Annotated in this window: 24 protein-coding genes; 20 read left to right on the top strand and 4 right to left on the bottom strand. The window is 43.6% G+C overall.

From position 1 onward, the window contains the following. Positions 1-37 precede the first annotated feature (37 nt). The 3 genes from M2444_RS03630 to M2444_RS03620 are packed head-to-tail and all read left to right on the top strand — an operon-like array spanning position 38 to position 1,409. Positions 38-391 (top strand): VOC family protein, encoded by a 354-nt coding sequence (locus M2444_RS03630; protein ID WP_094869173.1) that lies wholly within the window; start codon positions 38-40, stop codon positions 389-391. Between the two features lie 25 nt (positions 392-416). Further along, on the top strand, positions 417-845 hold the full coding sequence (locus M2444_RS03625; RefSeq protein ID WP_094869091.1) for a GNAT family N-acetyltransferase: 429 nt from the start codon (positions 417-419) through the stop codon (positions 843-845). A 24-nt stretch (positions 846-869) separates the two neighbouring features. Continuing rightward, positions 870-1,409 (top strand): GNAT family N-acetyltransferase, encoded by a 540-nt coding sequence (locus M2444_RS03620; protein WP_280786304.1) that lies wholly within the window; start codon positions 870-872, stop codon positions 1,407-1,409. A gap of 30 nt (positions 1,410-1,439) precedes the next feature. Here the strand turns inward: M2444_RS03620 and M2444_RS03615 are convergent, their stop codons facing one another. Further along, complete coding sequence (locus M2444_RS03615) at positions 1,440-2,765, bottom strand: hemolysin family protein (protein WP_094869089.1); 1,326 nt, start codon at positions 2,763-2,765, stop codon at positions 1,440-1,442. Positions 2,766-2,878: 113 nt separating this feature from the next. Here M2444_RS03615 and M2444_RS03610 point away from each other — a divergent pair, with 113 nt between their 5' ends. From M2444_RS03610 to M2444_RS03550, 13 genes are all read left to right on the top strand, one after another. After that, the gene (locus M2444_RS03610) at positions 2,879-3,646 is read left to right on the top strand and encodes a DUF1836 domain-containing protein (protein ID WP_280786303.1); all 768 of its coding nucleotides are present in this window, start codon (positions 2,879-2,881) and stop codon (positions 3,644-3,646) included. A 91-nt stretch (positions 3,647-3,737) separates the two neighbouring features. Continuing rightward, positions 3,738-4,940 carry an MFS transporter gene (locus M2444_RS03605; protein ID WP_179281530.1) on the top strand — a complete coding sequence of 401 codons (1,203 nt, stop codon included), beginning with the start codon at positions 3,738-3,740 and terminating at the stop codon, positions 4,938-4,940. 142 nt (positions 4,941-5,082) lie between these two features. Beyond that, entirely contained in the window at positions 5,083-6,687 is a 1,605-nt protein-coding gene (locus M2444_RS03600) for a TerB N-terminal domain-containing protein (RefSeq protein WP_280786302.1), read from the top strand. A gap of 15 nt (positions 6,688-6,702) precedes the next feature. After that, positions 6,703-8,022, top strand: coding sequence for an ATP-binding protein (locus M2444_RS03595; RefSeq protein WP_280786301.1), 1,320 nt, complete (start codon positions 6,703-6,705; stop codon positions 8,020-8,022). Continuing rightward, positions 8,019-10,217 carry a DEAD/DEAH box helicase gene (locus M2444_RS03590; RefSeq protein ID WP_280786300.1) on the top strand — a complete coding sequence of 733 codons (2,199 nt, stop codon included), beginning with the start codon at positions 8,019-8,021 and terminating at the stop codon, positions 10,215-10,217. The genes M2444_RS03595 and M2444_RS03590 overlap by 4 nt, the downstream gene beginning before the upstream one ends. 179 nt (positions 10,218-10,396) lie before the next feature. Then, a complete protein-coding gene (locus M2444_RS03585) occupies positions 10,397-12,088 on the top strand; it encodes a spore germination protein (protein WP_094875797.1) in 1,692 nt (563 codons plus the stop codon). A gap of 34 nt (positions 12,089-12,122) precedes the next feature. Further along, the gene (locus M2444_RS03580; RefSeq protein WP_094875798.1) at positions 12,123-13,226 is read left to right on the top strand and encodes a GerAB/ArcD/ProY family transporter; all 1,104 of its coding nucleotides are present in this window, start codon (positions 12,123-12,125) and stop codon (positions 13,224-13,226) included. Then, positions 13,219-14,409 carry a Ger(x)C family spore germination protein gene (locus tag M2444_RS03575; RefSeq protein ID WP_280786299.1) on the top strand — a complete coding sequence of 397 codons (1,191 nt, stop codon included), beginning with the start codon at positions 13,219-13,221 and terminating at the stop codon, positions 14,407-14,409. Before M2444_RS03580 ends, M2444_RS03575 begins: the two co-directional genes overlap by 8 nt. Positions 14,410-14,589: 180 nt before the next feature. Beyond that, positions 14,590-15,963, top strand: coding sequence for an extracellular solute-binding protein (locus M2444_RS03570; RefSeq protein ID WP_094869080.1), 1,374 nt, complete (start codon positions 14,590-14,592; stop codon positions 15,961-15,963). Positions 15,964-16,039: 76 nt separating this feature from the next. Further along, complete coding sequence (locus tag M2444_RS03565; RefSeq protein WP_094869079.1) at positions 16,040-16,930, top strand: carbohydrate ABC transporter permease; 891 nt, start codon at positions 16,040-16,042, stop codon at positions 16,928-16,930. Positions 16,931-16,947: 17 nt separating this feature from the next. Continuing rightward, positions 16,948-17,871 (top strand): carbohydrate ABC transporter permease, encoded by a 924-nt coding sequence (locus tag M2444_RS03560; protein WP_256989727.1) that lies wholly within the window; start codon positions 16,948-16,950, stop codon positions 17,869-17,871. A 77-nt stretch (positions 17,872-17,948) separates the two neighbouring features. After that, the gene (locus M2444_RS03555; RefSeq protein ID WP_280786298.1) at positions 17,949-19,730 is read left to right on the top strand and encodes a cache domain-containing sensor histidine kinase; all 1,782 of its coding nucleotides are present in this window, start codon (positions 17,949-17,951) and stop codon (positions 19,728-19,730) included. After that, on the top strand, positions 19,711-20,895 hold the full coding sequence (locus M2444_RS03550; protein WP_280786297.1) for a response regulator: 1,185 nt from the start codon (positions 19,711-19,713) through the stop codon (positions 20,893-20,895). Before M2444_RS03555 ends, M2444_RS03550 begins: the two co-directional genes overlap by 20 nt. A 72-nt stretch (positions 20,896-20,967) precedes the next feature. On the opposite strand, the gene M2444_RS03545 is transcribed toward M2444_RS03550, so the two are convergent. Further along, the gene (locus M2444_RS03545; RefSeq protein WP_280786296.1) at positions 20,968-21,285 is read right to left on the bottom strand and encodes a DUF4190 domain-containing protein; all 318 of its coding nucleotides are present in this window, start codon (positions 21,283-21,285) and stop codon (positions 20,968-20,970) included. A 24-nt stretch (positions 21,286-21,309) separates the two neighbouring features. After that, positions 21,310-22,089, bottom strand: a complete 780-nt coding sequence (locus tag M2444_RS03540; protein WP_280786295.1) for a GNAT family N-acetyltransferase — start codon at positions 22,087-22,089, stop codon at positions 21,310-21,312. Between the two features lie 177 nt (positions 22,090-22,266). Between M2444_RS03540 and M2444_RS03535 the strand changes: the two genes are divergently transcribed. The 3 genes from M2444_RS03535 to M2444_RS03525 are packed head-to-tail and all read left to right on the top strand — an operon-like array spanning position 22,267 to position 23,787. After that, positions 22,267-23,490 (top strand): MFS transporter, encoded by a 1,224-nt coding sequence (locus tag M2444_RS03535; protein ID WP_094869074.1) that lies wholly within the window; start codon positions 22,267-22,269, stop codon positions 23,488-23,490. Beyond that, complete coding sequence (locus M2444_RS03530) at positions 23,487-23,642, top strand: GrpB family protein (RefSeq protein ID WP_256990370.1); 156 nt, start codon at positions 23,487-23,489, stop codon at positions 23,640-23,642. Before M2444_RS03535 ends, M2444_RS03530 begins: the two co-directional genes overlap by 4 nt. After that, positions 23,632-23,787 (top strand): GrpB family protein, encoded by a 156-nt coding sequence (locus M2444_RS03525; protein ID WP_280786294.1) that lies wholly within the window; start codon positions 23,632-23,634, stop codon positions 23,785-23,787. The genes M2444_RS03530 and M2444_RS03525 overlap by 11 nt, the downstream gene beginning before the upstream one ends. A gap of 11 nt (positions 23,788-23,798) precedes the next feature. Here the strand turns inward: M2444_RS03525 and M2444_RS03520 are convergent, their stop codons facing one another. Next, positions 23,799-24,662: an AraC family transcriptional regulator gene (locus M2444_RS03520; protein ID WP_280786293.1), complete on the bottom strand. Its 864-nt coding sequence runs from the start codon at positions 24,660-24,662 to the stop codon at positions 23,799-23,801. A gap of 253 nt (positions 24,663-24,915) precedes the next feature. Here M2444_RS03520 and melA point away from each other — a divergent pair, with 253 nt between their 5' ends. Beyond that, positions 24,916-26,214 carry an alpha-glucosidase/alpha-galactosidase gene (gene melA / locus M2444_RS03515; protein WP_280786292.1) on the top strand — a complete coding sequence of 433 codons (1,299 nt, stop codon included), beginning with the start codon at positions 24,916-24,918 and terminating at the stop codon, positions 26,212-26,214. Positions 26,215-26,347 lie beyond the last annotated feature (133 nt).

Below are 26,347 nucleotides of genomic sequence, written 5' to 3'. Positions count from 1 at the left end.
CCTATTCTGCAACTTTAAAGAGGAGGCTTTCTTAATGGTGATAAGTCCGATTCTGAATCAGATTGGTGCAGTTTTTATTCCGGTAAAGGATATTGAGAAATCAAAAGAATGGTATTGCCAATTGCTTGGTTTGCCTTTGGATGGTGAAGTATTATTCGGGCATTTATACGTCATCCCCATGCAGGGACCAGAAATCGTATTAGACAGCAAAATTTACACCTCTGAGTCTGTTCTTAATATCCCCTCTTTTCATCTAAATACCGAAGATATTGATGCTGCTTACGATTATGTGAAAGCAAATGGCGGAGAGATTCTTACGGATATCGAGCATGATCATTGGTTTAATTTTAAAGATCCGAATGGTAATGTTATCATGGTCTGTCGTTGTTAAGAATGATTAAGAAAGGAATAAACTAATGATAAGAGAGGCTGTTCCTGAAGACGCATTGTATATTGAAAATTTATATCGAATGTTGTTGCCTGAGCAAACAGCTATACAAGTGTCACCGGAACGACTGAAGCGGATAGCTGACAATACGGATAGTTTTCTTTATGTGTACGAAGAAGAAGGGACTATTGTTGGGACGCTCCATCTCCATCTGTGTATGGATGCTTTATGTGACGATCGACCCTTTGCTGTCATTGAAAGAGTCATCATATCACAAGAGGTGAGAGGGAAAGGTTACGGAGCGAAATTAATGAGATATGCTGAGCACGCAGCCACCTCTAGGGGCGCCCTTAAGATCATGTTATCGAGTGCAGTCAGTAGAGAGGATGCACATCAATTTTACGAACATCTTGGATACAATAGCAGCTCCAGTAAGCTGTTCAAAAAGTACTTATAGCTATTTACGATGGGAAGTGGGAATATGAGGGTTACATTGAGGGAGCTGGTGCCGGAGGATGCAGGTGAATTGCTTCGCCTTCAGCATCAGTTAGACCAGGAATCCAAATTCATGTTACTGGAACCGGATGAACGGCAATCCAGTCTAAATCAGGTCAAAGAGATGATCGAAAGCTTCGCTTCAGCCGATACTTCAATCCTTATTGGTGCAGAGGTTGATAACCAATTGATAGGTTTTATGTCGGTTAGAGGTGGAAGTGTTAGACGCAATCACCATAATGCGTACATAGTCATTGGCATCCTAAGACAATATCAAGGTAAGGGGATTGGTGCAGGTCTGTTCCGAGAGATGGATGTTTGGGCTAGGAATACTGAAATTGTTCGACTGGAGCTAACCGTCATGACACATAATGAACCGGCTGTGGCGCTATATATCAAAAATGGGTTTGAAGTCGAAGGGACGAAAAGAAAATCACTTGTGATCGATGGCCAATGGGTAGATGAATATTACATGAGTAAGATTTTGAAAAAAGAAAAAAGGACAGAGGATCAGATTTTAATCTGATAACTCTATCCTTTTTTTATGATTAAAAGCTTATGAATTCTCAAGCTCTGACGATTCAGTATCACCAGTAGACTCAATGATGACCTCAACCTTGCGTACACGGTATCTGTTCATTTCACGAATGATTAAGGTTACGTTATCATGTACAATGCTTTTGCCAACGGCCGGATCTGGGATATGACTGTATAACCAGCCTCCAATCGTTGTCACTTCCTCATGTTCGAAATCAAGACCGGTAAGCTCCTTGACCTCAATTAAAGATACCTTACCATCGAACAGATAATTTGTATCGCTTAGTTTCTCAATTTCTCTGCGCTCATCACCGTCAAATTCATCTCGAATTTCACCAACGATTTCTTCCAAAATATCTTCTATCGTGATGAGGCCAGATGTTCCACCATATTCATCAAGCAGCAGGGCGATATGCACCCGCTCCAATTGCATACGGGTTAAAAGATTCTTAACAGGTGTTACTTCAGATACAGTTAGGACAGGCTGAATCAAGCCTTTGAAATCAAAATCTGGGTTATTGTCATATTGCAAATAAAGCTGTTTGGTATTAATCATTCCGATGATATTATCCTTGCTGCCTTCTGCAACCGGGAAGCGAGTATATTGCTCCTTACGGATAATCTCGAAATTTTCTTTCAATGAATGATTGGTGAAAAGACATACCATATCGGTTCTTGGAACCATGATTTCTTTGGCCAACATCTCATCAAAAGTAAAGATACGGTTTACATAGCCATATTCAGCTTTATTGATTTTTCCACTTTCATAGCTTTCGGATAAGATCAAACGAATCTCATCTTCACTATGTGCGTCTCCATGCTCACTGGCAGGCTTCATCCCAAAAAGGCGAACAAGCAGATTTGCGGAACCATTCATAAACCAAATGAGTGGGTACAAAATTCTGTAGAACCAAATAATCAGCGGTGATGTAATTTGACCGATTTTTTCCGGAATGTTTATAGCTACTGTCTTCGGAGCAAGTTCCCCGACAACGACGTGTAGGAATGTTGCAATGACGAATGCGAATAAAAACGCAAGAGGGTGACTCACACTTGAACTAATGTTAGCCCAGTCGAATACCGGAAGGAGCAGCTGCTCAAACGCCGGCTCTGCTAACGCACCAATACCCAGCGCAGTGATTGTAATTCCGAGCTGACAAGCAGATAAGTACCCGTCAAGATTAGCAGACACTCGTTGTACAGCTAGCGCGTTCTTCTTTCCCTCGATCACCATTTGACTGATCTGGCTACCTCTAAGTCTCACCAATGCAAATTCCGTTGCTACAAAAAAAGCGGTTAAAATAATCAAAATAGCCACCAACGTCAAACTAAGTCCTATACCCATATAATCTTTACCATCCCTTTCGTTCCTAAAATAGGTTATACTCATATTATGAGTTCTTATGAACTATTCTACGAACTTTTCAGAAAAATATCAAATGGTGGAGGGAAACAGATATGGAATCATTTGCATTGACTCGTGTGGAGATGTCCAGTCTTCTGCTCTCATTGACCGGATTATCAGACCGGAAACCGCTGAATATCCTCCAAGAGGCATGGACCAAATTTCATCTTGATCAAATTCAAAAGGGGACTTCGTTACCCGCTTTTTTATCTACAGATGTTCCACCCATTTTACAAAAGATCATTAAGGGCGATAATGTTAAAGGCTTTTCACTTGGTGAAATTGCTTCATTAGGCCATCTTATAGAGTATTCCACGTTGACTGTGACTACTATGCAAAACTGGGTGAAGCGCGACTTTAAGGAGTACCTCGGTTCTCCAAGAGAGGGAAAAAAGTATTCAGTCAATCAGGCAGCACTTCTGTTTATGATTGATGATCTCAAATCGGCCCTGAATTTCGAAAGTATTCGTCAGCTATTCCAACTGATGTTCTTAAAGCCAGATCGCGACGATGATGATCTCATAGAACCGGCAAAACTGTATTTCGCATACGCTGGACTTTTTGAAGAGATCAAGAGCAATCCCACGATACAGACGCAATGTAAAGTAGATCAACTTTTACATAAGGAGTTCTCCTGGAAAGAAGAATCCCTGCTTAGAAGTTCTACAGATCGTGTGATCAATCGGCTGACGCATCTTACAAGATCTCAGAGAGAATCTGTGCGCAACATACTGCTGATCGCCACGATAGCTGTTCAGACCTGTTATTTTCAATCACTTGCCAGACAATACTTTAATGCGGCTTTATTTCTTGATTTTTGAACGCTTCAATTTTAAAATGTATGAGTGAAACAATCAAAAGTAAGTTTCATAAGATATATGTTGGATATAAGGGGGCTTAGAAGTGAATCAAATGACACTGCTGCGGAATCCGAAGCAGAGGAAATTACTCTTCAGTGCAGGCTTAAGCTGGATGTTCGACGCGATGGACGTCGGGATGATTTCTTTTGTTGTAGCGGCTTTAGCCAAGGATTGGAATCTGGGACCGGAGCAGATAGGCATATTAACAAGTATTAACTCCGTGGGCATGGCCGTGGGCGCTGCGGCGGCAGGGATATTAGCAGATCGATTCGGACGTAAACCGATCCTTCTATGGACACTCCTGATTTTCTCGGCTGCGAGTGGGTTATCGGCTTTTGCAACAGGCTTCGGGATACTCTGCGTGCTTAGATTTATCGCTGGATTTGGACTAGGTGGGGAGCTGCCTGTTGCCTCAACTTTAGTGTCTGAGAGTATGCCTGCCCGTGAGAGAGGCCGCGCGGTTGTGCTGCTGGAGAGCTTTTGGGCGGTTGGGTGGATTGCTTCTGCGTTAATTGCATTCTTCGTCATTCCTGATTATGGCTGGCGTGTAGCATTCGGCATTGGTGCTGTTCCCGCTCTATATGCTTTATATTTAAGACGCGCTATAGATGATTCGCCGAAGTTTGCAGAGATTAAGAAGGCACCTGTCTCCTTAAAAAAACGTATCGCAACTGTATGGTCACCAGAGTATCGCCGTTCTACGATTATGCTGTGGATTTTATGGTTTACCGTAGTGTTTTCGTATTATGGCATGTTTTTATGGCTTCCTACAGTTATGGTACTTAAAGGGTTCAGTTTAGTTAAGAGCTTCGAGTATGTGCTAATCATGACACTCGCCCAGCTCCCAGGTTACTTTACTGCCGCTTACTTCATCGAGAAGTTCGGACGTAAGTTTGTCCTGGTCATCTATATGCTGTTCACTGCCGTTAGTGCGGCATGGTTCGGAAATGCGACGACTGAAGGCATGCTGATGGCTGCTGGTATTTGCTTGTCGTTCTTCAATCTTGGAGCATGGGGTGGCATGTACGCATATACACCAGAGCTATATCCAACATCTATTCGTTCAACAGGTGCTGGTTTAGCGACTTCTTTTGGCCGGATTGGTGGCATCATCGCTCCTTTACTAGTAGGTGTGCTGGTAGGTAAATCTATAGCAATTGGCTCGATCTTCATGTTATTTTTTGTAACGATTATTATCGGTGCGTTAGCGGTGCTCTTCCTAGGAAAAGAGACAAAGGGAACGGAGCTACTGTAAAGGATAATTCTTCATTACATACTTGATGTTAATCTATCAACAATGCTAAAATTTAATAAGAACAAAACGGTTCCTTCACAATTGTGAACAGGGCCGTTTTTTTTAAATTAGTCCTTCTTTTATAAGAACGGAGCGATCGAACATGAATAAGGATGGAAAGCAGCCTCATTTCACGGAATTAGTCTGGGAAAGTACGGAGCAAAATGTTCCTATTCCCCCGCGAAATTCATCAGAACCAGTGCTGCCTAAGATATCTACTGCAAATGTAGGGAAGTCTAAAGCATCGTCAGAACCTTCTCTACAGCTTCAGCTTTGGGATCTGGAGACGGACACCCCAGAACCTGTGACAACAACAGAAAGCCAGTTTGTAACTAGAGCGAAGGAATTGGAGCATAGAACTGAGGATTCAGCACTCTTTGTTCCTTTTAAGAGCTACTGGCCCACGTATGGCCATATGACAGGCACGCAAAGTAGATGGTATTTTTATTGGCGCTATGAAGTTAGACAGGGTAGATATCCGAAAACGGATCTTTCATATATTTTTCTGCATGTGTATGAGCTTATTAATGGTGTAGGCTGGCAAGATCCTTATGATGGCTATAAGCAGCTCAGTCAAATCTGGGAAGCTTATCGAGAAAATTATAAACGTCTGGATCAATATTTGGGTGGTTGGATCGCGGACTTCTCGTTTGTTCATCATTTGGATGTGCCACTATCGCTAATCGTTGCTCGTTCACGCGGCCTTGCTGGAGATCTGGCTGAGCTAGAGTTAGAGAGATGTCTTACTGTATCTCCTGAGCAGTTAACCTTTACGGTATTAACAGCGATGTCGGACTACGATATTAGTAAATCGAAGTTTTATATGGGGGAAGGTAAAGAAGCCCTCGAACGATATATTCCACAGATAGTGGCATTAATCAACGCTTATGTCAGTCGGAAACACGGCTCGAATTTGGTTGAAATGTTCCCACCAGGCCCATCAGTTATGCGGGAGCGTTATTTATTCCGTAGCGCCGTATATGATATTTCGCTATATGGTTATTCTGTACTTATACCGGTTGTACGTATCAGTAAATCTCCACCGCTTCGCAGTTTGATTACAAGGCTGTTCCGTTTGACTGAGAATAAATTACGGGAACTGCTGGGTTATCGTGGTCGGCTCAAAGGGGTTAACGTGGATGCTGATATGGATGATCTTATCACTCGTTTTCTGAAGCGGGAATTTGAGAAAGAGAAACAGGAAGACAAGGGGCCGGCAGTAGTCATTGATCGTGAGAAGCTTGAAAGGCTGCAGAGTGATTCCGAGATTGTACGAACCATGCTTACGGTTGAGGAAATGATTGAGCCGGAAGAGCCTGAGGATAGCGGTTTTGAGATTACTAATGAGGAATCCATGCTTGAAGAAGTAGTAGAAAAAGAAGAATTTGAAGAGATTGAAGATGAAATCATTGTACCGCTTCTGTCTCTTGAGCCTGAATTAACTATAGAAGAAATTCAATCTGCTAACGTAGGATCGGAGTGGGAGAAGTTCTCTAAAGCTTTAAGTCCACTCCAACACGAAGCTCTTTTTGCGCTTATGAACGAGGATGGAACACAAGCCATACAGAAGCTAGCGGCTGCAAACGGCACGATGTCAGAGCTCTTGATTGATGAGATCAATGATATGGCAATGGACATTCTAGGTGATTTGATCATAGATGGTGAAGAAATTGCAGAAGAATATAAAATTTATCTGCTTAATATTTAATGAGGTGAACTTTGGATGAATGTTTTAAAAATACCTAAACGCATGACGACAGCGCTAGTCAATTCACTGACAGCCGGTGTGGTTCCGCGTATCGGACTAGAGCATATAGCCGTTGGTCGCCGGCCAGAGATTGAAGCGATATTGAGAGATATGGATAACATTGCGGAGGGTGGAGCTGCTTTTAAGCTGATTACAGGCAAATTTGGTAGCGGCAAAAGCTTTCTTTTGCAGATGATACGTAATTATGCGATGGATCGGGATTTTGTAGTAGCTGATGCGGATCTATCCCCTGAACGAAGATTAGTGGGAACGAAAGGACAAGGTCTTGCTACATATCGAGAGCTGATGAGTCACTTGTCTACCCGGACGCGTCCAGATGGAGGCGCTCTGGAGATTATTTTGCAAAAATGGATCATTACGCTTCAGCAGTCTGTGATGCAAGAGAATGAATATGGCCCTGATCACCCCCAGCTTGGAGAAGAAGTTGAGAAACGAATCTATGCTGTAGCCTCCGAAATGCGCGGGTTGGTGCATGGATTTGATTTTGCCAAAGTACTGGCTTCTTATTGGAATGCCCATAAGCTCGCTGACGATGAACTGAAGCAGGATTCCCTTCGCTGGCTCAGAGGTGAATTCGCCACTCGAACGGAAGCACGAAAAGCACTTGGTGTTGGCGTGATTATTGATGATGATAATTGGTATGATTATATGAAGCTGTGGGCGGAATTCACTTCTGCTATTGGTTATAAGGGACTGCTGCTGTTCATAGACGAAGGCGTCAATCTCTACAAAATCACCAACAGCATCTCACGTCAGAGTAACTATGAAAAGCTGCTTACGATGTTCAATGATACGATGCAGGGCAAGGCAGAGAGCCTGGGAATTTTTATAGGGGGGACTCCGCAATTTGTGGAAGATAGTCGACGTGGATTATTTAGCTATGAAGCGCTGCGTTCTAGATTAGTTGCAGGAAGATACGGCGCAGCAGGTCTGAACAATTATACCGGGCCTGTTATTGCACTAGACATGCTCTCACATGAAGAAATTTTGATCCTTTTGCAAAAGCTTAGAGATATCCATGCCCTTCATTATGGTTACGAAGCACAGTTAACACAGGAACAATTGGTTCATTTTATGGAAGAAGCAGTGGGCAGATTAGGGGCAGACGAGCTCTTGACTCCACGTGAAGTGGTGCGTGATTTTATGGATCTGTTACACACCTTGCACCAGCATCCGGAAATCTCTTTCGAGAAGCTAGTGGGCGAACGAGCCTCTAAACCTGCTGAAACTGAACAAAACGAGTTAGATGGATTCCTCGCGGAGTTTGAATTATGAGTGATAATCCGTTTTACAGGCTGGCTCCCTTCATTAAAGAGTTTATCTATAAGAACCGATGGGAGACCTTGCGCGAGGCGCAGGTAGATGCCTGTCGTGTGCTGTTTGATACGCCAAATCACTTACTGATTGCTTCGGGTACAGCTTCTGGTAAGACAGAGGCGGCTTTTTTTCCAGCGCTTACTGAGCTGTATGAACGTCCATCCGGTTCGGTCGGTATTCTGTATATCGCTCCGCTGAAAGCTTTGATTAACGATCAATTTACACGGCTGAACGATTTACTACGTGAAGGCAATATTCCGGTGTGGCACTGGCATGGGGATGTCCCGCAAGCAGATAAGACGAAACTGGTGCAGAATCCTTCCGGCGTGCTGCAGATTACTCCTGAATCGCTTGAGGGACTATTGATGAACCGTCCGAATGCTATTCCGGCTCTGTTCCATGATCTTCGTTTTATTGTTATAGACGAGGTTCATGCCTTCATGGGCGCTGATCGGGGGATTCAGGTCTTAAGTCAGTTGGCGAGAATCTCACGAATGGCGGGATGTCATCCGCGCAGAATCGGTCTATCGGCCACGCTTAGCGAATATGCTTCGGTGACGGAATGGCTGGCGGCTGGTACGCGGGAGAGCGTAGAGGTGTCCGCTCCACAGGGCGGGCGTAAGCTCCGATTAAGTGTGGAGCATTTCTCTTTTCCGGATGCACGGGATGAAGTGCAGGCGGAGCATTTAGAACGCGCGAAGCAGTCTTACTACGATTTCATTTACGATCATACGCATCTTAAGAAAGCGTTGATCTTCACGAATAGCCGCTCGGATGCGGAGACGGCGACCCTTGAGCTGCGAAGAACGGCCGCGAAGCGTGGAGAACGGGATGTTTTTCACGTTCACCATGGCAGTATCTCCGCGATGCTCCGCGAAGAGACGGAAGCCGCGCTGCGGCAAGGCTCCGGACCTGCCGTTGCGGCAGCGACATTGACGCTGGAGCTGGGCATTGATCTGGGAGAGCTGGAGCGGGTGCTCCAGGTCGGCGCTCCTTATAGCTGCGCAAGCTTTGTGCAGCGGCTCGGTCGCTCGGGCAGGCGCGGGGACGCCGCATCCGAGATGATCTTTGTCACGCCCGAGGAAGAGGATGAGGAAGCGCAGCTTCCGGCACGAATGCCTTGGACATTGCTTCGAGCGATTGCGGTGATAGAGCTCTATGTGCGCGAGAAGTGGGTTGAACCACTGGTGGTGCGCCAGTTGCCCGTTGGTCTGCTATACCATCAGACGATGAGCGTATTGAAAAGTATGGGGGAGGCGGAGCCGGAGGAATTAAAAGAGGCTGTACTTAGCTTACCTTCCTTCAATAGCATTGATCCTGTGGACTACGATACTTTCATGACTTATATGCTGGGTATGGGACAAATCGAGAAGATGGATGAAGGCAGCCTGATTATCGGGATGGCAGGGGAGAAGATCGTGAACAACTTCCGCTTCTATGCAGTCTTCAAAGACGATGAAGAGCATGTTGTCTATAACGGGACGGAAGAGATCGGTTCGATCACAACGGTACCACCACCGGGTTACTGTTTTACTCTGGCAGGAAAGCTCTGGAAGGTAGAAGAGGTCGATAATCGCCATAAAGCTGTTTATGTAAAAACCTCACGCGGAAAAGTGGATACGTTGTGGCTTGGAGCGGGTGGGGATGTGCATACACGCATTATGATAAAGATTCGTGAAGTGTTAGGCGCAACATCCTTGTATCCGTATCTTGCTCCGAGTGCGGCCGCGCGGCTTGAACGAGCACGCCGTTTAGCGAAGGAAAGTGGAATGCTTGAACGTTCCGTTATGCCGGCAGGTGGAGATTCGATGTTTATCTTACCGTGGGCGGGTAGTCGGCAATTCCGCACACTAGAGCGCCTTCTCAAGAACAATTTAAAGAGCTCACAGGGACTTAGATCTATCGTACCGATGGAACCTTATTATATGGTGGTTGCAGGCAAAACAGATGCAGATACACTGGAAGCAGAAATTATCGCTGAAAGCATGGCTGCAAGTGACCCTTTATCCTTGTTATCACCAGATGAGGCGCCTTATCTCGGGAAATACGACGAGTTCATCCCGCATGAGCTGCTGCGCAAAGCTTTTTCTTTGGATGGATTAGATGTTCCGGGGTTGCTTGAAGTGCTAAAACAATGGCGGCAACCACAATAACTATTTTAAACATTTTTAATCGAGACGCCCGCTTATGCGGGCGTCTCTTTATGTTCGGACGCACAGCAACATGTATGTCCTTACGCCAATCTAGAGTTTCCTCCTATTCCAAAAGCTGCATAAAAATAGGGCAGGCGGAGAATAGTATCTAGAAGATTCCTATTAAGAGGATGATTGCGATGTGGTCTAAAATAGTCTCTTATATTCCCGATTGGACAGTTTTTATACAGGCGGCGATAACGTTGCTCTTTCCCATAGCGGTTTATTATCTTTATAAGCATCTATATTTCTACGTTGGAAGCGGACGCTCCAAGAATTCAGGGGCTAAATCTCAGGATGCAGAACCGAAGAATTCGGACAATCATGCAGCAAATCAACAGGAAACTGAAGCCGATCATCCGCCTTCTAAGTCTACAGGGTTTACTCAAGACTATGATGACAATTTAGCAGCGATAAGAACGGCATTAGAAGGAAATAGTGATGTGTGTTTTCGTGAATTCACAGTCAAAGGTATTCAGGCACGTGCCGCTTTGGTCTATGTTGAGGGCATGCAGAATGAACTGCTAATCAACCAACAGGTGCTGCAGAATCTGATGTTTGCCAGTGAAATGCAGGCTTCCGAAGGAATATACACCTATATGAAACAGAATATGCTACCGCTGGCTCAGCTAAACGAAACTAGAGATTTGGATCATCTGCAGGAGTCAGTCCTGTTTGGATACACCGCACTGATTGTAGAAGGCATGCGTGAGATGCTGCTGGTTGGCTTTCCACATGGAGCAGTGCGCTCTATTACTGAGCCGACTTCAGAAGCTTTACTGCGGGGACCAAGGATTGGATTTACCGAAGTGCTCAGTGAGAATACCTCTATGCTTCGCCGCCAAGGGCTCAATAAGCATCTGGAAATGCAAAGGTTTGAAGTGGGTAGCGAAATCAAGAAGAACCTGGTTATCGCTTATATGAAAAACATTGTAAATCCAGATCTGCTACAGGAAGTGAAAGACCGGATCTCCAAAATTGATATGGATTTCATTCTGGAATCTGGTTATGTGGAACAGTTAATCGAAGATGATTATTTAAGCCCGTTTCAACAAACACAGAATACAGAAAGACCCGATCGTGTGATTGCCTCCTTATTAGAGGGGAGAATCGCTATCCTGCTGGATGGCACACCGTTTGCCCTCATTGTTCCAGTTACGTTCAGTATGCTATTGCAGTCACCTGAGGACTACTATGAGCGTTGGTTTCCAGGTACACTTTTGCGGGTGCTACGGTTTGGCGCAGCATTTCTGGCTCTGTTAGCCCCAGCTCTGTACATTTCCTTCATTTCCTTTCATCCGGGGCTGATTCCTACGCAGCTGGCGATTTCGATTATCGAAACACGCCAAGGTGTACCCTTTCCTTCATTGATTGAAGTGTTGATTCTGGAGATTTCCATTGAAATCTTGCGTGAAGCTGGGATTCGTCTGCCAAAGCCCATAGGCCCGGCAATGGGGATTGTTGGAGGTCTGATCATTGGAGATGCCGCGGTACGAGCCGGTATTGTAAGTCCCTTTCTGGTAATTGTCGTAGCCGTGACAGCGATCTCTTCTTTTTCCATACCGATGTACAGTGCTGGCATTACCCTCCGGATCTTACGATTCGCAGGCATGTTATTTGCGGCGGTTCTGGGTATGTACGGAACCATCCTATTCTTCCTGCTGATTTGCAGTCATCTGACTCGACTTTCTAGCTTCGGGGTTCCTTACGTCACCCCAATCTCGCCATTTCGGGTTAGTGACTGGAAGGATTTGTTCGTCCGTGCCCCGTTATCCATCATGAAGCGAAGACCGGAGATGCTGAAGACCCAGAAGAAAAAACGCAAGTCCTAGAGAATGAATCTAGCAAGGCAGAAGGGAGAGCGCAGTGTTCAAACGTACGGATGACAAGATTTCAACCTCGCAGGCTACCATAGTATTGACCAATTCAATGCTGGGTGCTGGAATTTTAACCATGCCGAAAAGTGTTGTCAAGGCTGTGCAGACTCCCGATGCGTGGCTTTCAGTGGCGCTGGGTGGTATCGTCGTGTTTATGGTGATCATGGTAATGGTGAAGCTTAGCCAACAATTTCCGGGTAAAACGGTCTTTCAGTATTCTAAAAAAATTGTTGGAAATTTCCCAGGCAGTGTGCTGAGTTCACTATTGATTCTCTACTTCATTGTCATTGCGGGCTTCGAAATCCGCGTACTGGCAGAAGTAACGTTGTTCTTTCTTCTGGAAGGCACGCCGATCTGGGCGATTGTGATGCCTTTCATCTGGGTGGGGACTTATCTGGTGTACGGTGGGATTAATGCCATTGCCCGCGTGTTTCAGATTGTATTTCCAATCAGTATTTTCATCTTGATCATTTGCTTTATATTAAGCTCCAGAATATTTGATATTCATCATTTACGTCCTCTTCTGAGTGAAGGCATGATGCCGGTCATCCGCGGGATGAAGTCGAGCATCCTAATCTTTACTGGTTGTGAGGTTGTAATGACGATGACGGCCTTTATGCAGCATCCGCAGGAAGCGGTTAAAGCGATGACAGTCGGCTTATGCATCCCGCTGGTGCTGTATCTGGTGACTATTGTGATGGTTATTGGTGGTTTGTCCATCAATTCTGTAATCACTAGTACTTGGCCAACGATAGATTTAGTACGAAGCTTTGAAATTTCAGGTTTCTTTTTTGAACGATTTGAATTCCCGCTGCTGGTCATCTGGCTGATGCAGATGTTTTGTAATTTTTGCAGCTTTTTCTTTAATGCTTCACTTGGAATCTCGCAAGTGTTCAACGTGAAGATTCACCCGGTGATGATCGCCTTAATGCCCATCATCTTCATCTGCACGATGATCCCTCAACGCCTTAATGACGTCCTCAAACTTGGTGATTCCATTGGTTATATGGGTGTGATGATCTTTGTATTGTTGCCAGTGTTATTGTCGATTGTATTACTGATCAGGAAGAAAGGACTCAAGCAGAATGTTTAGACAGAGGGTTATACACATTCTATTAATATTTATGATTCTGATTACGCAGCCTGGCTGTTGGAGCAGTAAAGAGATTGAAGACCTGAGTATTTTTACGGGATTGGCGCTTGACAAGGGGGAACCTAAAGCGATCGAGCGGGAATTCGAGGAACATGGAGGAAGCTACCAAAAGCATAATAAAGTTACGGCAACCGTACAAATTGTGCCAGAAAGAACAATCGGAAACTCCGGTAAAAGCGGTGAAACACCCAAAACCCACTATAACAATATTTCCGAAACAGGGGATTCTCTGCTTGAAATATTCCGTCAGTACTCCATTCGGCAGAACCGTCCGATTATAGGCCATCACCTCAAGGTTATAGTCATATCAGAGGATCTAGTGCAACAGGAGAAGATCAGAAGGTTAATGGACTTTGTACTGCGAGATAACGATATCCGTCCCAGTTGTCTCATATTTCTTAGCAAAGGTCGTGCATCCGATACACTTGTGACGAAAGAGGAGGAGATTCCTTCCTTTCGACTGGCGGAGATGGTCCGTAACAACTTCAGAACCAGTAAAGTTATGAAGGGCATAACGTTATCACATCTAGATGCACTGATGTACTCCAAGCAAAGTTTTGTGTTGCAGAACATTGTGGAGGCACAAGGTGAGGTCAAATTTTCCGGAGCCGGTATTATCAAGGGAGATACAGGACATTGGATCGGCAATCTCGACCAACATGATGTGGAGAGTATTGCTTGGATTAAGGGGGATATACAAGGCGGGAATATCAAAGCCTATGATCGGTCGAATGACACCGTTACTTATGAGATTAAATCAGTGAAGAGCAAGATTACGCTGAAGGAGGGTGATGATAAGGCGATGTCATTTCATGTTGTGATTGAGTCCACTGGACGCCTAATTGAGGATTGGAATGTGGATGAGGATTCCTCGAATGTTCCTTATTTCGAAGAATTAGAGAAGATATTCGAAGATGAATTAACCCAACATATCAATGATCTTATCTACAAAATGCAGTCCACCTACAAAGTGGATGTAGCAGGATTCGGTGATCGGCTCAGCATTGAAAAGCCGCTAGTCTGGAAACAGATGAAGGATCATTGGGACGAGGAATTTACTCGGATTCCATTGACCTTTGATATAAAACTTAAAATCACCGATTTTGGTTCCACATCTAAATGATCGCCTCACGTCGAAAATATGGTTCATGGAAGCACCCGAATTAGCGGGTGTTTCGTTATGTTCGGACATATATTGTATTTTTCTAGAAAAAACAAACCATTTATCTTAAATTTGACACCTTGTTGAAAGCGCTTAACAGTACAATAATTAGCCTATAACGAAAATAGGGGGCGTCAAACAATGGTCAGCAAAAAAATGAAGGCAACTTCAACAATTGCGTTATCAGCAGCTTTGGTTTTAAGTATGGCAGCGTGTGGAAATTCAAACAACAATGAGAGTAAAGGCGCTACAGAGTCGAAAGGGAATACAGCTACGAATGCTCCAGATGCCGGAACTACTAAAACCGAAAGCGGTAAGAAGGTCACGATTACTTTTCAAAATATTTATCCGGATCCAGCAACACCTGCTTATAAGATGCTTCATGAATTAGTTGACCAATATGAAAAAGAAAACCCTAACATTCACATCGAACTAGATACTTTGAATACAGACCAACAAAAAGTCAAACTGAAGACACAAGCTGCTTCCAAAGAAGTTCCTGATATTACGATTGTTAACCCGGCTGCACAAATGAAACCCTTCGTTGATGCTAAGCTGTTTGCTCCCCTGAATGATATGCTGGATCAAAATGGACTGAAGGACACTTATCAATCCGGTCTGCTTGATTACTACAGCTTCGATGGCAATGTTTATGCGCTGCCAGATGGTAATAACATCGAGGTAGTCTATTATAATAAAGAACTTTTCGAGCAAGCGGGAATCACAGACACTCCTAAAACATTCGATGAATTACTCCAAGATGTAAAAACCTTGAAAGCAAAGGGCATTACGCCAATCGCGATCGGTGAAAAAGATTCCTGGACGGGTTCATTCTTGTTCATGAATATCCTGCTTCGCACCAATGGGGGACCTGGTTTCCTTCAAGATGTGCTGGATGGCAAAAAAACATTTGAAGATCCTGCTTTCATAGAAGCTGTTGACCGTTTCCAAGATCTCGTGCAAGCAGGTGCATTTCCAGATGGAGCTACTTCCATCGATGCTAACGCAGGTGGTAATATCTTTAAATCCGGTAAAGCTGCTATGTGGGTTATCGGTTCTTGGGAAACAGGTGCAATTGACGCATCCTCAGTGGCTGGTAAAGCAGGAGCCTTCCAATTCCCAAGTGTGAATGGTAAAGGTGATCCAAATGAATTCATGCTCGCACCAGGTAGCGCCTTTGCAATTTCTGCAAACAGTGAGCATTTACAAGAAACCAAAGACTTCTTAAACTTCTTTACACTCAACTATCCTAAAAAGCAATTTGAACTCAAAAATGCTGTAGGGATTGGTCAAAAAGTGGATGGAGACCTGAAAGCCGCAGGTTACTCTGATCTGGCGATCAACGTTTCAGGATTATTCAATCAGGTTAAAGGTGGCGACTTGGCCTTTGACAACACTATGAACCCAGCTACGGCACAAGTCCATCTCAGCAGTATCCAAAATCTTTTTGTTCAAAAAGTGGATTCCGCTCAAGTAGCTAAAGAACATCAAACCGCATTTGAAGCAAATAAATAAGAAGGTTTCCAAAACGCGATGCGAGGGTGCTTAAACGCTTCTTCGCATCGTGTTTACATTCTAGGGGGCGGAAATAATGAAGGTACTAAAGGTTCCAGCGCGCACAATCGCCGTCTTCGTGTTACCTTGCCTGCTTTTGTATGTGTGCTTGGTGTTTGCTCCTATTCTAGTATCCTTTTATACAGGATTGCTAAAATGGGACGGAATTACGACTGCGAAGTTTGCTGGACTTGCTAATTTCAAAGATATGTTTTTTCATGATCCGGTATTTTGGCCCTCTGTAAGGAGAACATTACTCTATGCTGTGGCTTCCATGGTGGAAATTCCATTTTGTTTGTTGATGGCTGTCCTTCTAAACCGGTACGTGAGAAAAGGAAACACTTTAGTTTCTATTTACTTTACGCCGGTTATTTTGTCGGTGGTTATCATTGGACAGCTCTGGAAAACGATTTATGACCCGGTATCCATGGGAGGGATGTTGAACGGTGTCCTGATCTCTCTTGGGCTGGATAGCTGGACTCACAATTGGATCACAGAACCTAAAATTGCGATGTTCGCTCTTTATGCAGTTTCTCTATGGCAATATTTCGGCTACCATTTGCTGATTCAATATACCGGTGTTCAGAATATTCCGGATGAGCTGTATGAAGCGGCAAAGATTGATGGGGCTGACGGATTCAAAGCCGATCGATACATTACTTTTCCGCTGATTATTCCAATCTTTAAAATATCTATCGTACTCGCCTTTATAGGGTCTTTGCAGGCTTTTGATCTCGTAATGGTCATGACAGCCGGTGGACCCGCTCATGCTACAGATGTTATCTCCACACATATGTACAACAGTTCATTCTTATCCTTTAAATATGGCTATGGTAGCGCTATCGCATCTTTCTTGGTCATACTGTGCCTAGTGTTTACTGCTAGCATAAATACGATCTTTAATAAGCTTGAGAAAAAATTCAGTTAGCAAAGGAGTGCGCGATCATGCGGAATGTCAAGCATAAACGCCCAAAGCGTCCTTACAAGGACGGTAAGCGTTTAAGCGAGAAATATAAGGATAATGTATTAAGTGGAACTCATACGTTCTTATATTTCAAGAAAGGACTCGTGTATCTTCTCTTTGCGATTCCTGTCGTTACCCAGCTATATCCTCTTCTATGGCTAATGCTTTATTCCTTGAAGACCAATGAGGAGATTTTGGGAGGACGTTTTTTCTCATTTCCTAAAGTATTTCAGTGGCATAACTATAGCGAGGCTTATAAGTCAGGTAGTTACCTAAAGTATTTATCAAATAGTGTATTGGTTACTGGTGTAACGATGATCTTCGTTATCCTGCTTAGCTCCATGGTAGCTTACGCGATTTCTCGATTCCGTTGGCGTTACGGCAACTTGGTCATGACGATTTTCTTAATGGGGATGATGATTCCCATGCAGGCCACTTTGCTACCACTGATGATCATTTTCAAAAATATGCATATTCTGAATACGCATTTATCGCTCATATTACCTTATGTAGCTTTTTCTACTCCTATAGCGGTGTTTATATTAAGTGGCTTTATGAAGAGCATTCCGCATGAAATCGAAGAATCGGCCTTTATAGATGGGGCGAGCGTATATCGGATCTTCCGCGCGATCATTCTTCCTGTATCCGTGCCACCGGTAATGACTGTGTGTATTCTAACGTTCATCAACATTTGGAATGAGTATATCTTAGCGGCCACCTTCATTTCCTCTGAGAAATTGAAGACCTTGCCCTTTGGCGTGTACACATTCGTTAGTCAGTATTCTGTAAACTATGGAAATATCGGTGCATTTCTAGTGATGGGTGCGTTACCCGTCATTTTAATCTATTTCTTCTTATCCAATCAGATTACAAAAGGAATGGTGGCGGGAGCAGTAAAAGGATAACTCTATATTGCAAATTACAATAATGGAATTATAATGAAGAAGCAGCAGGACAGATGAGTTTGAGGAGGGAAGCCTTTTTGAGAAACAGCTTTCATTCCATCCACCATCGATTGTTTTTGCTGTTTCTTTTTTGTATGTCTAGCATTCTATTAATTGTGAGTCTGCTCTATTACAACCGGACAACCGTACAGTTTCATGAGAAAATAAGTGATTTGTCGCAGAAGAATGTCGCCCAGACGGCGGATCTATTCAGCTTATTGTACAAAGGGTATGATAGTCTCTCTAAATCACTCAGCAATAACTTTGAACTGATACGTTTGATTAATGAGACAAGCACTGAGCCGGCGGTAGCTTACATCAATGAACAGACAATTACTAATATTCTAGGAGCTATATTTTATTCTCGGGATGATCTCGTAGGTATTCATGTCATTACAGATAAAGGTAAGATTTATAATTACGGAAATTATATGAATGTGGTTGATCCCGATTATATGAAGGAAGATTGGTACCATCAGCTGCAAGCTTCCTCCGGTAAAATGGTCTGGCTCGGCGTCTATGAACATTCTCTTATCGATCAAGTAGAGGATAGTCCTGTGTTTGCCTTTGGCCGTCAGATTTACGATCTCAATGAACACAAACCGATTGGCATTGTTCTGTACGAGACGAATCCGAAGCCTGTTCTGGATGCGCTAGATAATGTGAAGCTGGGTGAGCATAGCCAGGTGTATTTAATGTCGCAGGATGGACGATTCGTATCCTCTGCCGAAGATCAGGAACCTGATTTAACTCAGCTCCCGTCTTTACAGAACTCCCAGAATGTTGTGGTCGAACAGACAGCAAGTCGTCTGCTTGTCGCTTCTAAACTGTCCTTCTCTGGTTGGTGGGTGCTTAGTATCACTCCTAATCGCGACCTAAATGTAGAGTTGGTAGAGATGAAACGTTATCTGTTCATTGTATTTTCGATTCTTGTACTCGTCTCTACTTTAATAGCTTCTATGGTTTCACGAACGATTTCTTTGCCGCTTAAAAAGGTGATTCGAGAGATGAAGCAAGTGGAGATCGGGAATTTTCGGGGAATGGTGAATGTTTCTTCTTATCAAGAGATTAATATTCTTGTTGCTTCATTTAATCGGATGGTTCGCCGAATCGAAGAACTGATCGAGCGGGTGAAACTTTCTTCCGTCAGTGAGAAGAATGCTGAGCTTCATGCCTTGCAATCTCAAGTGAACCCACATTTTCTATACAATACTTTGGATATGATTTATTGGATGCTGGACGAGGAAGGGAATGAGCAGCTGGGTGAACTTGTTCTCTCGCTATCTTCGATGTTCCGGTACAGCAGTCATTGGGAAGCTGATGTAGAAGTCACGCTACGAGAAGAACTGGAACAAATCGGGCACTATCTAAATATTATTTCCATCCGACTGGAAGGTCGTTTACGGATTGAGATCAATATAGATGAACGATGGCTTGAGGTTCGCCTCCCCAAGATGACGGTGCAACCAGTCATTGAAAATGCTGTAAAACATGGCTTGGAATCGCTAGACCGTCAAGGTGTTCTGAAGGTGAGTATGCTTGAAGAAGCTGGAGTACTAAACATTGTCGTAACAGATAATGGTAAAGGTATGGATGCAGAGAAACTGAATGCGCTGTTAGAATCTTTGGATCGGCCAACAACAAAAGAAAATGGAAAAATGGGGATAGGTCTTCAAAATCTGCACCGGCGGCTCCAGCATATGTTCGGAGAATCCTATGGTCTTGTGATTCGAAGCTTACCTGGAGAAGGAACTGAGGTTGCTATCATGCTGCCGATTCCGCAGGAAGGAGAGCATAGTCTTGAACATTCTCATAGCTGATGATGAACGAGTGATCCGAGAAGGCATTAAGCGCACTATAAGAAGTATCTATCCATATTATTGTGTACATGTGGCTGCGTCCACAGAAGAAGCTGTCAAGATTATGGAGGAACAGTCCATCCATATGGTCTTAACTGATATTCTTATGCCCGGTATGAATGGCCTAGAGTTCATGAGGATTTCTAAGCGGCGGTATCCTTATGTCAAATGGGTTGTCATCTCTGCACACAGTGAGTTTGCCTATGCACAGGAGGCTGTTCGTCTTGGAGCGAGAGATTATCTGCTTAAGCCGATCGGTAAAAGTAAGCTACTTGAGATTATAAGTAACTTATCGCTAGAAATAGAGCAGGATCATAAATTTATTAAAGATGAAGACCGATTAAGGTCAAGTCTCAAATATTTAAGAGAAGGTGTATTTCAGAGGCTCGCTTCTGGTTTTAATCTCGGTAATTTAGACATCAGCCAATTAATAGAAGATCATCAATGTTTCTATTTGATTTTGCTCCAAATGGATGCGGGTGATAAAAACATTCGGATAGAACATTTTATTGTAGAAAATGTGTTAACTGAGCTGATAGATCGGGACGGGAGCGGGTTTGTAGTCAGCTATGACCGCCAGAGTCTGCTGGGATTAATCACCTTAAGAGAAGAAGCACGATTAGAAACTTTTCTGGAAGATGGGCGTACCTATTTGAAGCAATATTTAAAAACACCCTTCCAAATGATCCATTCCGGACTTAGCTACGATATAAATACTGTACCTCAGATCGTAACGAGCTTAAGAGAGGCAGTGAATTCGCAAGTGTTGGATTTAACACCAGCGAAAGGTAGTGGCGAAAAAGCCATCGACATCGCATTGCAATATGTAAAAGAACACTATTTCGAAGACCTTACTTTAGAAAAGATTGCCTCCGTTGTATTTCTGAATCCGGTTTACTTCAGTCAATTATTTAAACAGAAGACGGGTCAAGGCTATAAGGAATACGTGACATCCTTACGTTTGGAACAAGCAAAGCTACTGCTTGTAAACTCGAAGCTTAAGGTGGCAGAAATCGCCGAACGTATTGGATATCAGGACATGCGGCATTTTACACAGATGTTCCGCAAGCGGTTCCTAGTAACTCCGACGGAGTATCGCCAGCAGCTTAATAATGGAACCTACTGAATGGTTCATAGGATTGGAAAAAGGATCTCTGCAGCCATTAGGGTGGCTATAGAGATCCTTTTCTTCTGTGGATCAGTAATGGGGGTAATTTGCTGCTGCATATATAAAAATAACGAAAAATAAAATGAATATGGCGTAAAGTAGAGTGCCGACAATCCCGCATACCAGACCCGCAATAGCTAAGCCTCTTCCTTGCTCATACCGAATCCGTATTTCTTTAAGGGATAGGGCAGACAGAATAACCGCTACAATCCCTAACAAAAATCCGATATAAGGAACAATTATGGAAAGTACTCCTAAAACGAAACCAGCAATTGATTTGCCATTCATCGGTGTTGGTGGGGGCGGGGGAGGATAATAGTTTTGATTCTCGTTCGGCACATAACTCATTCAAATCACCTCCTATCAAGCGTGTTATTGGATGTAGTTAATCCAGTGTTCAAGCTGTACACAAGGAATGAGTCCAATAGATTCAGCTAGTCTGATGGACGCTTGATTTGTTTCAAGCACATGATAGCGTGGAATAAACCCTCGTTCTAACGTTTCTTGTATGGCGGTTTGGACCACCTTTTTCGCATACCCGTTTCTTTGTGAGGATTCTAATGTATGTAGAGCGCCGATTTCCCAGATGGTTTCTTCATTACGGAACGCTAGGCAGGTACTGACCGGATTGCCGTCTAGGAAAATTGACACGGAAAAAGCACTATTTTGAAAATAGTCTTCTATTTCATCTTTCGTGTAATGATTAGCGGCCCATAGCGGAATTAATCTGTCGTCAACCACATGACTGATAACAATTTCTTCGTCCTTCGGAAAGATTTGCCCCTCAACTGTACTGTATGAGTAGAACCCCCGGACTTTCTCCATTGAAAATTGTGATGATAAGGCCTCTGTGTAGTTCACGTCTTGCAGTTTAAAAACAAATTTTGCTTGCGGAGGCAGCAATTGAAACAGAGCCGGAAATACATCTGGGCTGCTGTAATCCATAAATACGATGTAATCCGCTTGAGGATATACTCTATGATCATATGCGTAGGCTGAGCCAGGAAGAAGCAATAAAACACCCCATTGACTTCCTTGCTCCACAAGATGAGACGCCATGACTTTCTGGAATGAGGTTAGCATTTTTAATAAACTGACATTCTTCAAGGGTTCCTTGCGCAATTTGGTCATAATTCGGTCATTCTGGTGCATGTTATTAACTCCTCGCTAAATAGAATCAAATATAAATTGTACTTATGTAGATCATATATATTTGGATGATTATTATATCGCAGAAATACGTAAGCTTGACAGTGACTGCTATAATGTATTAGGAAAATAAAGCTTGCTGTTTGATGCAGCATACGTAATCGGAGGCACAGAAATTTCATGACACAATCTATCACACCCGCTGCAGTTCGTGTAGGAGGAGGCCTAACTAAGCAATTCATACTTATATTAGCTATTGCATCAGGATTAAGCGTGGCAAATATGTATTACAATCAGCCCCTTCTGGCCGATATTGGACGAACCTTCCATGCATCCTCTAACGCAGTAGGATATGTATCGATGCTTACTCAGATCGGTTATGCGCTTGGGATGTTATTGTTTGTTCCGTTGGGCGACATTCGTGAACGAAGAACACTAATATCCGGACTTCTTATTGCCGTATCATTATCACTCGTTGGTTTTGCTACAGCTCAGAACCTTATTTGGATGTATATTGCCAGTTTTGCTATTGGCATAACTACGGTGGTGCCGCAGGTTATCATTCCTCTCTCCGCAGAGCTCGCTCTGCCAGAAGAACGAGGTAAGGTTATTGGAACCGTAATGAGCGGGCTGTTTTTTGGTATTTTGCTGGCAAGAACGATATCCGGAATTATAGGAGATATGTTCGGCTGGAGAGCGATGTACTGGATTGCTGCAGTTATAATGCTATTGTTATCCCTTATCTTATACCAACTAATTCCAAAGACGAAACCAGAAAATAATTCATCCTATACGGATCTACTGAAATCAATGGGGAATTTGATTCGCAGATATTCGACGCTTCGTGAAGCATCACTGATTGGGGCTTGTATGTTTGGTGGCTTCAGCGTGTTCTGGACTTCACTGGCTTTCTTTTTAGAAGGTGAACCTTACCACTATAGTAGCTCTATCACAGGCTTGTTTGGGTTGATCGGTGTAGCAGGTGCTGCGGGTGCTCCATTTATCGGGAGGTTAGCTGACAGGATCGCACCGAAAAAGATAGTAGGTATACTACTGTTGCTGACATTGATTGCTTATGGCTTCTTCGGTTTAGCTGGATTTACAATCTGGAGCCTGATTGCCGGTGTTATTATTCTGGATCTTGGCGTACAAGGGTCACAGGTTAGTAACCAAACACGGATCTATGCACTTGAGCCGGCGGCCCGCAGCCGAATAAATACTGTGTTTATGGTCAGCACTTTTACAGGTGGCGCAATTGGATCAACACTTGGAAGCTTTGCATGGCAGCATTGGGGCTGGAATGGCGTCTGTCTGATGGGTGGAATGCTAATTGTGGCCGCTATATGCATATGGATAGTCTATAGAGGAATTGAGAAGAAGGCATTAAACGCAGGAGGTGCATGAGCATCAATCTGAAGGCGGAAATGGTAAGAGTTGTCCCGTATGACCCCGAGTGGAAGGTAGAATTCAATAGAATTAGAGTTCAGTTGTTATCTTATGTTGGCGACCTCATTGTTACGATAGAGCATGTGGGGAGTACTTCCATTGAAGGCTGACTATCTCCGTTTAAATGCGGTAGCGCGTCAAGCATATGCAGAAGTCAAACAGCGTCTGGCGGAACAACACCGCTACGATAGGGATGCTTACTGTGAAGGAAAAACAACGTTTGTCACCTCGATTTTATCAAAAACCATGAAATAACCTATAAGCAATCATGTGCCCGATCGAAGATGGCTTCGATATTCACTGGGGGACATACCGCTCCACTTACGGAACTGCTTGGAGAAATATAACGCATCATTGAAACCGACCGATGAGGATACCTGGTCGATGGTGAGCGTTCCTCCAAGCAGTTCCTTTGCTTTATCCATGCGAACCTTTAACAAATATTGCTTGGGTGACATTCCGATCTTTTGCTTAAAGGCTTTAGAGAGGTGAGCCCTATGATAACCAAGCGAGGATGCCATGTGGTCGATACTGATCTGTTGATGAAATTGGAGAGAGATCCAGCGGATCGCTTGATTGATCTGGCGGTCGATAACATCCGGTAAATGTGCGGAATTAGGGGTTAGCGAACCTATGTTCGCAAGGCCGAATTTGTGCACCAAAAGGCGCATCCACCCAGAAGCCTCCAAACTTTCCAACCTTGGATAAGCAGACTGCTGGAAGGAAAAACGAATATGTTCATACAAGTTATGTATCTCTAAAAGATTATCTAAGTGTATTAACGGCTTGTCCGGTGTAATCCCCACTTCTTTAAATAGCTGCTGAACGGCTTCTCCTTGCAAGGCTACCCATACATAAGTCCAAGGCTGTTCCATGTCTGCCTGATAGCTGAATAATGCCCCTGGGAATATAACAAAGGTATCTCCTGCACCACATACCTGAGAGTTACTTTCACTCTGAAACACTCCCTTACCATCCATTACGGTATGTATAAGGTAGTAATCGTGAACAGAAGGCCCCATCTTATGTCCTGGGACCGGTTTACCTTCTCCGCTGAACAATATAGTCAGGTCGATTTCATCTGGAGCAAGATTAAACCCTGCTGTGAAATGATAATGCTCTGAAGCCATTTGCTTCTGACCTCCTATACGTGATTTGAATTACATATAGATTATAGGACATACCACATAAATGCAACAAACATCCATATATGAATTGTATTTATCCATACTCATTGAGATCGCTCTCATTTATAGTGAATAGTGAAGAGAGAGACGGATACCCTCTGATATTCTAGTGTTTATAAGGAAAATTATCGATATTTTCTGTGTCGTTAACGATGTCGGGACCGTAGAGCTCACTATTTAAGGAGGAATATTTCACATGTCCAAAATTACATTTATCGGAGCGGGAAGTACTGTATTTGCAAAAAACGTTTTAGGAGATTGCATGAGAACTCCAGCCCTTCAAGGCTTTGAGCTTGCCCTATATGATATTGATCTTCAGCGCCTAAAAGATTCTGAGAATATGTTGAGTAATATAAAAGCAAGTAGTGGCAGTACTTGTATCGTGAAATCTTATACGGATCGCAAGGAAGCTTTACGTGGAGCTAAGTATGTGGTTAATGCGATCCAGGTCGGGGGGTACGATCCTTGTACCATTACAGACTTTGAAATTCCGAAGAAATATGGCTTACGTCAGACGATTGCGGACACGGTTGGTATCGGTGGCATTTTCCGCAACTTACGTACGATTCCTGTCATGCTTGATTTTGCCGCAGAAGTGAGAGAGGTTTGTCCAGATGCACTCTTTATGAACTATACGAATCCAATGGCCGTATTGACGAATGTGATGAACACTTATGGTGGTGTGAAGACCGTAGGATTATGTCATAGCGTACAGCATTGTATTCCAGGCTTATTCGAGCATCTGGGAATGGATCAGACAGGTGTACAAGCTAAGATCGCCGGTATTAACCATATGGCTTGGCTACTCGAGGTTACGAAGGATGGAGAGGACTTATATCCGGAAATCAAACGTCGCGCTGCCGAGAAGCAGAAAGAACATCATGGGGATATGGTTCGTTATGAAATGATGCTTAAATTTGGTTACTATATTACGGAGTCTTCAGAACATAACGCAGAGTATCATCCTTATTTTATCAAACGTAATTATCCTGAACTCATCGAACGGTTTCAAATTCCACTCGACGAGTACCCCCGCCGCTGTGTAGAACAAATTGAACGGTGGCAGCAAATGCGTGAAGAATTAGTAAATAACAAAGAGCTTGTACATGAACGTTCGCATGAATATGCGTCCTACATTATGGAAGCCATCGAAACGAATGTACCTTTTAAAATAGGTGGTAATGTTATGAATACAGGTCTTATCACCAATCTTCCGAAAGAAGCATGTGTAGAAGTTCCGTGCCTTGTAGACCGCAGTGGCGTGACTCCAACCTTTGTGGGAGATCTGCCTCCGCAGTGTGCTGCACTGAATCGTACGAACATTAATACACAATTGTTAACAATTGAAGCAGCGATTACTCATAAGAGAGAGCATATTTATCACGCAGCTATGCTCGATCCGCACACTGCCGCCGAACTGTCGATGGATGACATTACGAATATGTGTGATGAGCTGATCACAGCCCATGGAGACTGGTTGCCCGCGTATAAATAATGCGGTCTAATCTTTCATTGTATAAACACAAAAAGAGCCTGAGAAATCAGGCTTTTTTTGCTTATCTGTCTAGGACAACTGGGGTCTTACAGAATACACATATATGGACACCTAAATGCGGAGGTGAAGCATG

It is taken from the genome of Paenibacillus sp. PastF-3, from assembly GCF_029893135.1.
Taxonomy (GTDB): domain Bacteria; phylum Bacillota; class Bacilli; order Paenibacillales; family Paenibacillaceae; genus Paenibacillus_AQ; species Paenibacillus_AQ nitricinens.
Note: the sequence above shows the minus strand (reverse complement) of the source record. Positions and strands in the feature narration are given on the sequence as shown.

Excerpts from the sequence above, each read along its gene's own strand:
- M2444_RS03625 (WP_094869091.1), top strand. The coding sequence starts at position 417 with ATGATAAGAGAGGCTGTTCCTGAAGACGCATTGTATATTGAAAATTTA.
- M2444_RS03620 (WP_280786304.1), top strand. The coding sequence starts at position 870 with ATGAGGGTTACATTGAGGGAGCTGGTGCCGGAGGATGCAGGTGAATTG.
- M2444_RS03615 (WP_094869089.1), bottom strand. The coding sequence starts at position 2,765 with ATGGGTATAGGACTTAGTTTGACGTTGGTGGCTATTTTGATTATTTTA.
- M2444_RS03610 (WP_280786303.1), top strand. The coding sequence starts at position 2,879 with ATGGAATCATTTGCATTGACTCGTGTGGAGATGTCCAGTCTTCTGCTC.
- M2444_RS03605 (WP_179281530.1), top strand. The coding sequence starts at position 3,738 with ATGACACTGCTGCGGAATCCGAAGCAGAGGAAATTACTCTTCAGTGCA.
- M2444_RS03600 (WP_280786302.1), top strand. The coding sequence starts at position 5,083 with ATGAATAAGGATGGAAAGCAGCCTCATTTCACGGAATTAGTCTGGGAA.
- M2444_RS03595 (WP_280786301.1), top strand. The coding sequence starts at position 6,703 with ATGAATGTTTTAAAAATACCTAAACGCATGACGACAGCGCTAGTCAAT.
- M2444_RS03590 (WP_280786300.1), top strand. The coding sequence starts at position 8,019 with ATGAGTGATAATCCGTTTTACAGGCTGGCTCCCTTCATTAAAGAGTTT.
- M2444_RS03585 (WP_094875797.1), top strand. The coding sequence starts at position 10,397 with ATGTGGTCTAAAATAGTCTCTTATATTCCCGATTGGACAGTTTTTATA.
- M2444_RS03575 (WP_280786299.1), top strand. The coding sequence starts at position 13,219 with ATGTTTAGACAGAGGGTTATACACATTCTATTAATATTTATGATTCTG.
- M2444_RS03570 (WP_094869080.1), top strand. The coding sequence starts at position 14,590 with ATGGTCAGCAAAAAAATGAAGGCAACTTCAACAATTGCGTTATCAGCA.
- M2444_RS03565 (WP_094869079.1), top strand. The coding sequence starts at position 16,040 with ATGAAGGTACTAAAGGTTCCAGCGCGCACAATCGCCGTCTTCGTGTTA.
- M2444_RS03560 (WP_256989727.1), top strand. The coding sequence starts at position 16,948 with ATGCGGAATGTCAAGCATAAACGCCCAAAGCGTCCTTACAAGGACGGT.
- M2444_RS03545 (WP_280786296.1), bottom strand. The coding sequence starts at position 21,285 with ATGAGTTATGTGCCGAACGAGAATCAAAACTATTATCCTCCCCCGCCC.
- M2444_RS03540 (WP_280786295.1), bottom strand. The coding sequence starts at position 22,089 with ATGCACCAGAATGACCGAATTATGACCAAATTGCGCAAGGAACCCTTG.
- M2444_RS03535 (WP_094869074.1), top strand. The coding sequence starts at position 22,267 with ATGACACAATCTATCACACCCGCTGCAGTTCGTGTAGGAGGAGGCCTA.
- M2444_RS03530 (WP_256990370.1), top strand. The coding sequence starts at position 23,487 with ATGAGCATCAATCTGAAGGCGGAAATGGTAAGAGTTGTCCCGTATGAC.
- M2444_RS03520 (WP_280786293.1), bottom strand. The coding sequence starts at position 24,662 with ATGGCTTCAGAGCATTATCATTTCACAGCAGGGTTTAATCTTGCTCCA.
- melA (WP_280786292.1), top strand. The coding sequence starts at position 24,916 with ATGTCCAAAATTACATTTATCGGAGCGGGAAGTACTGTATTTGCAAAA.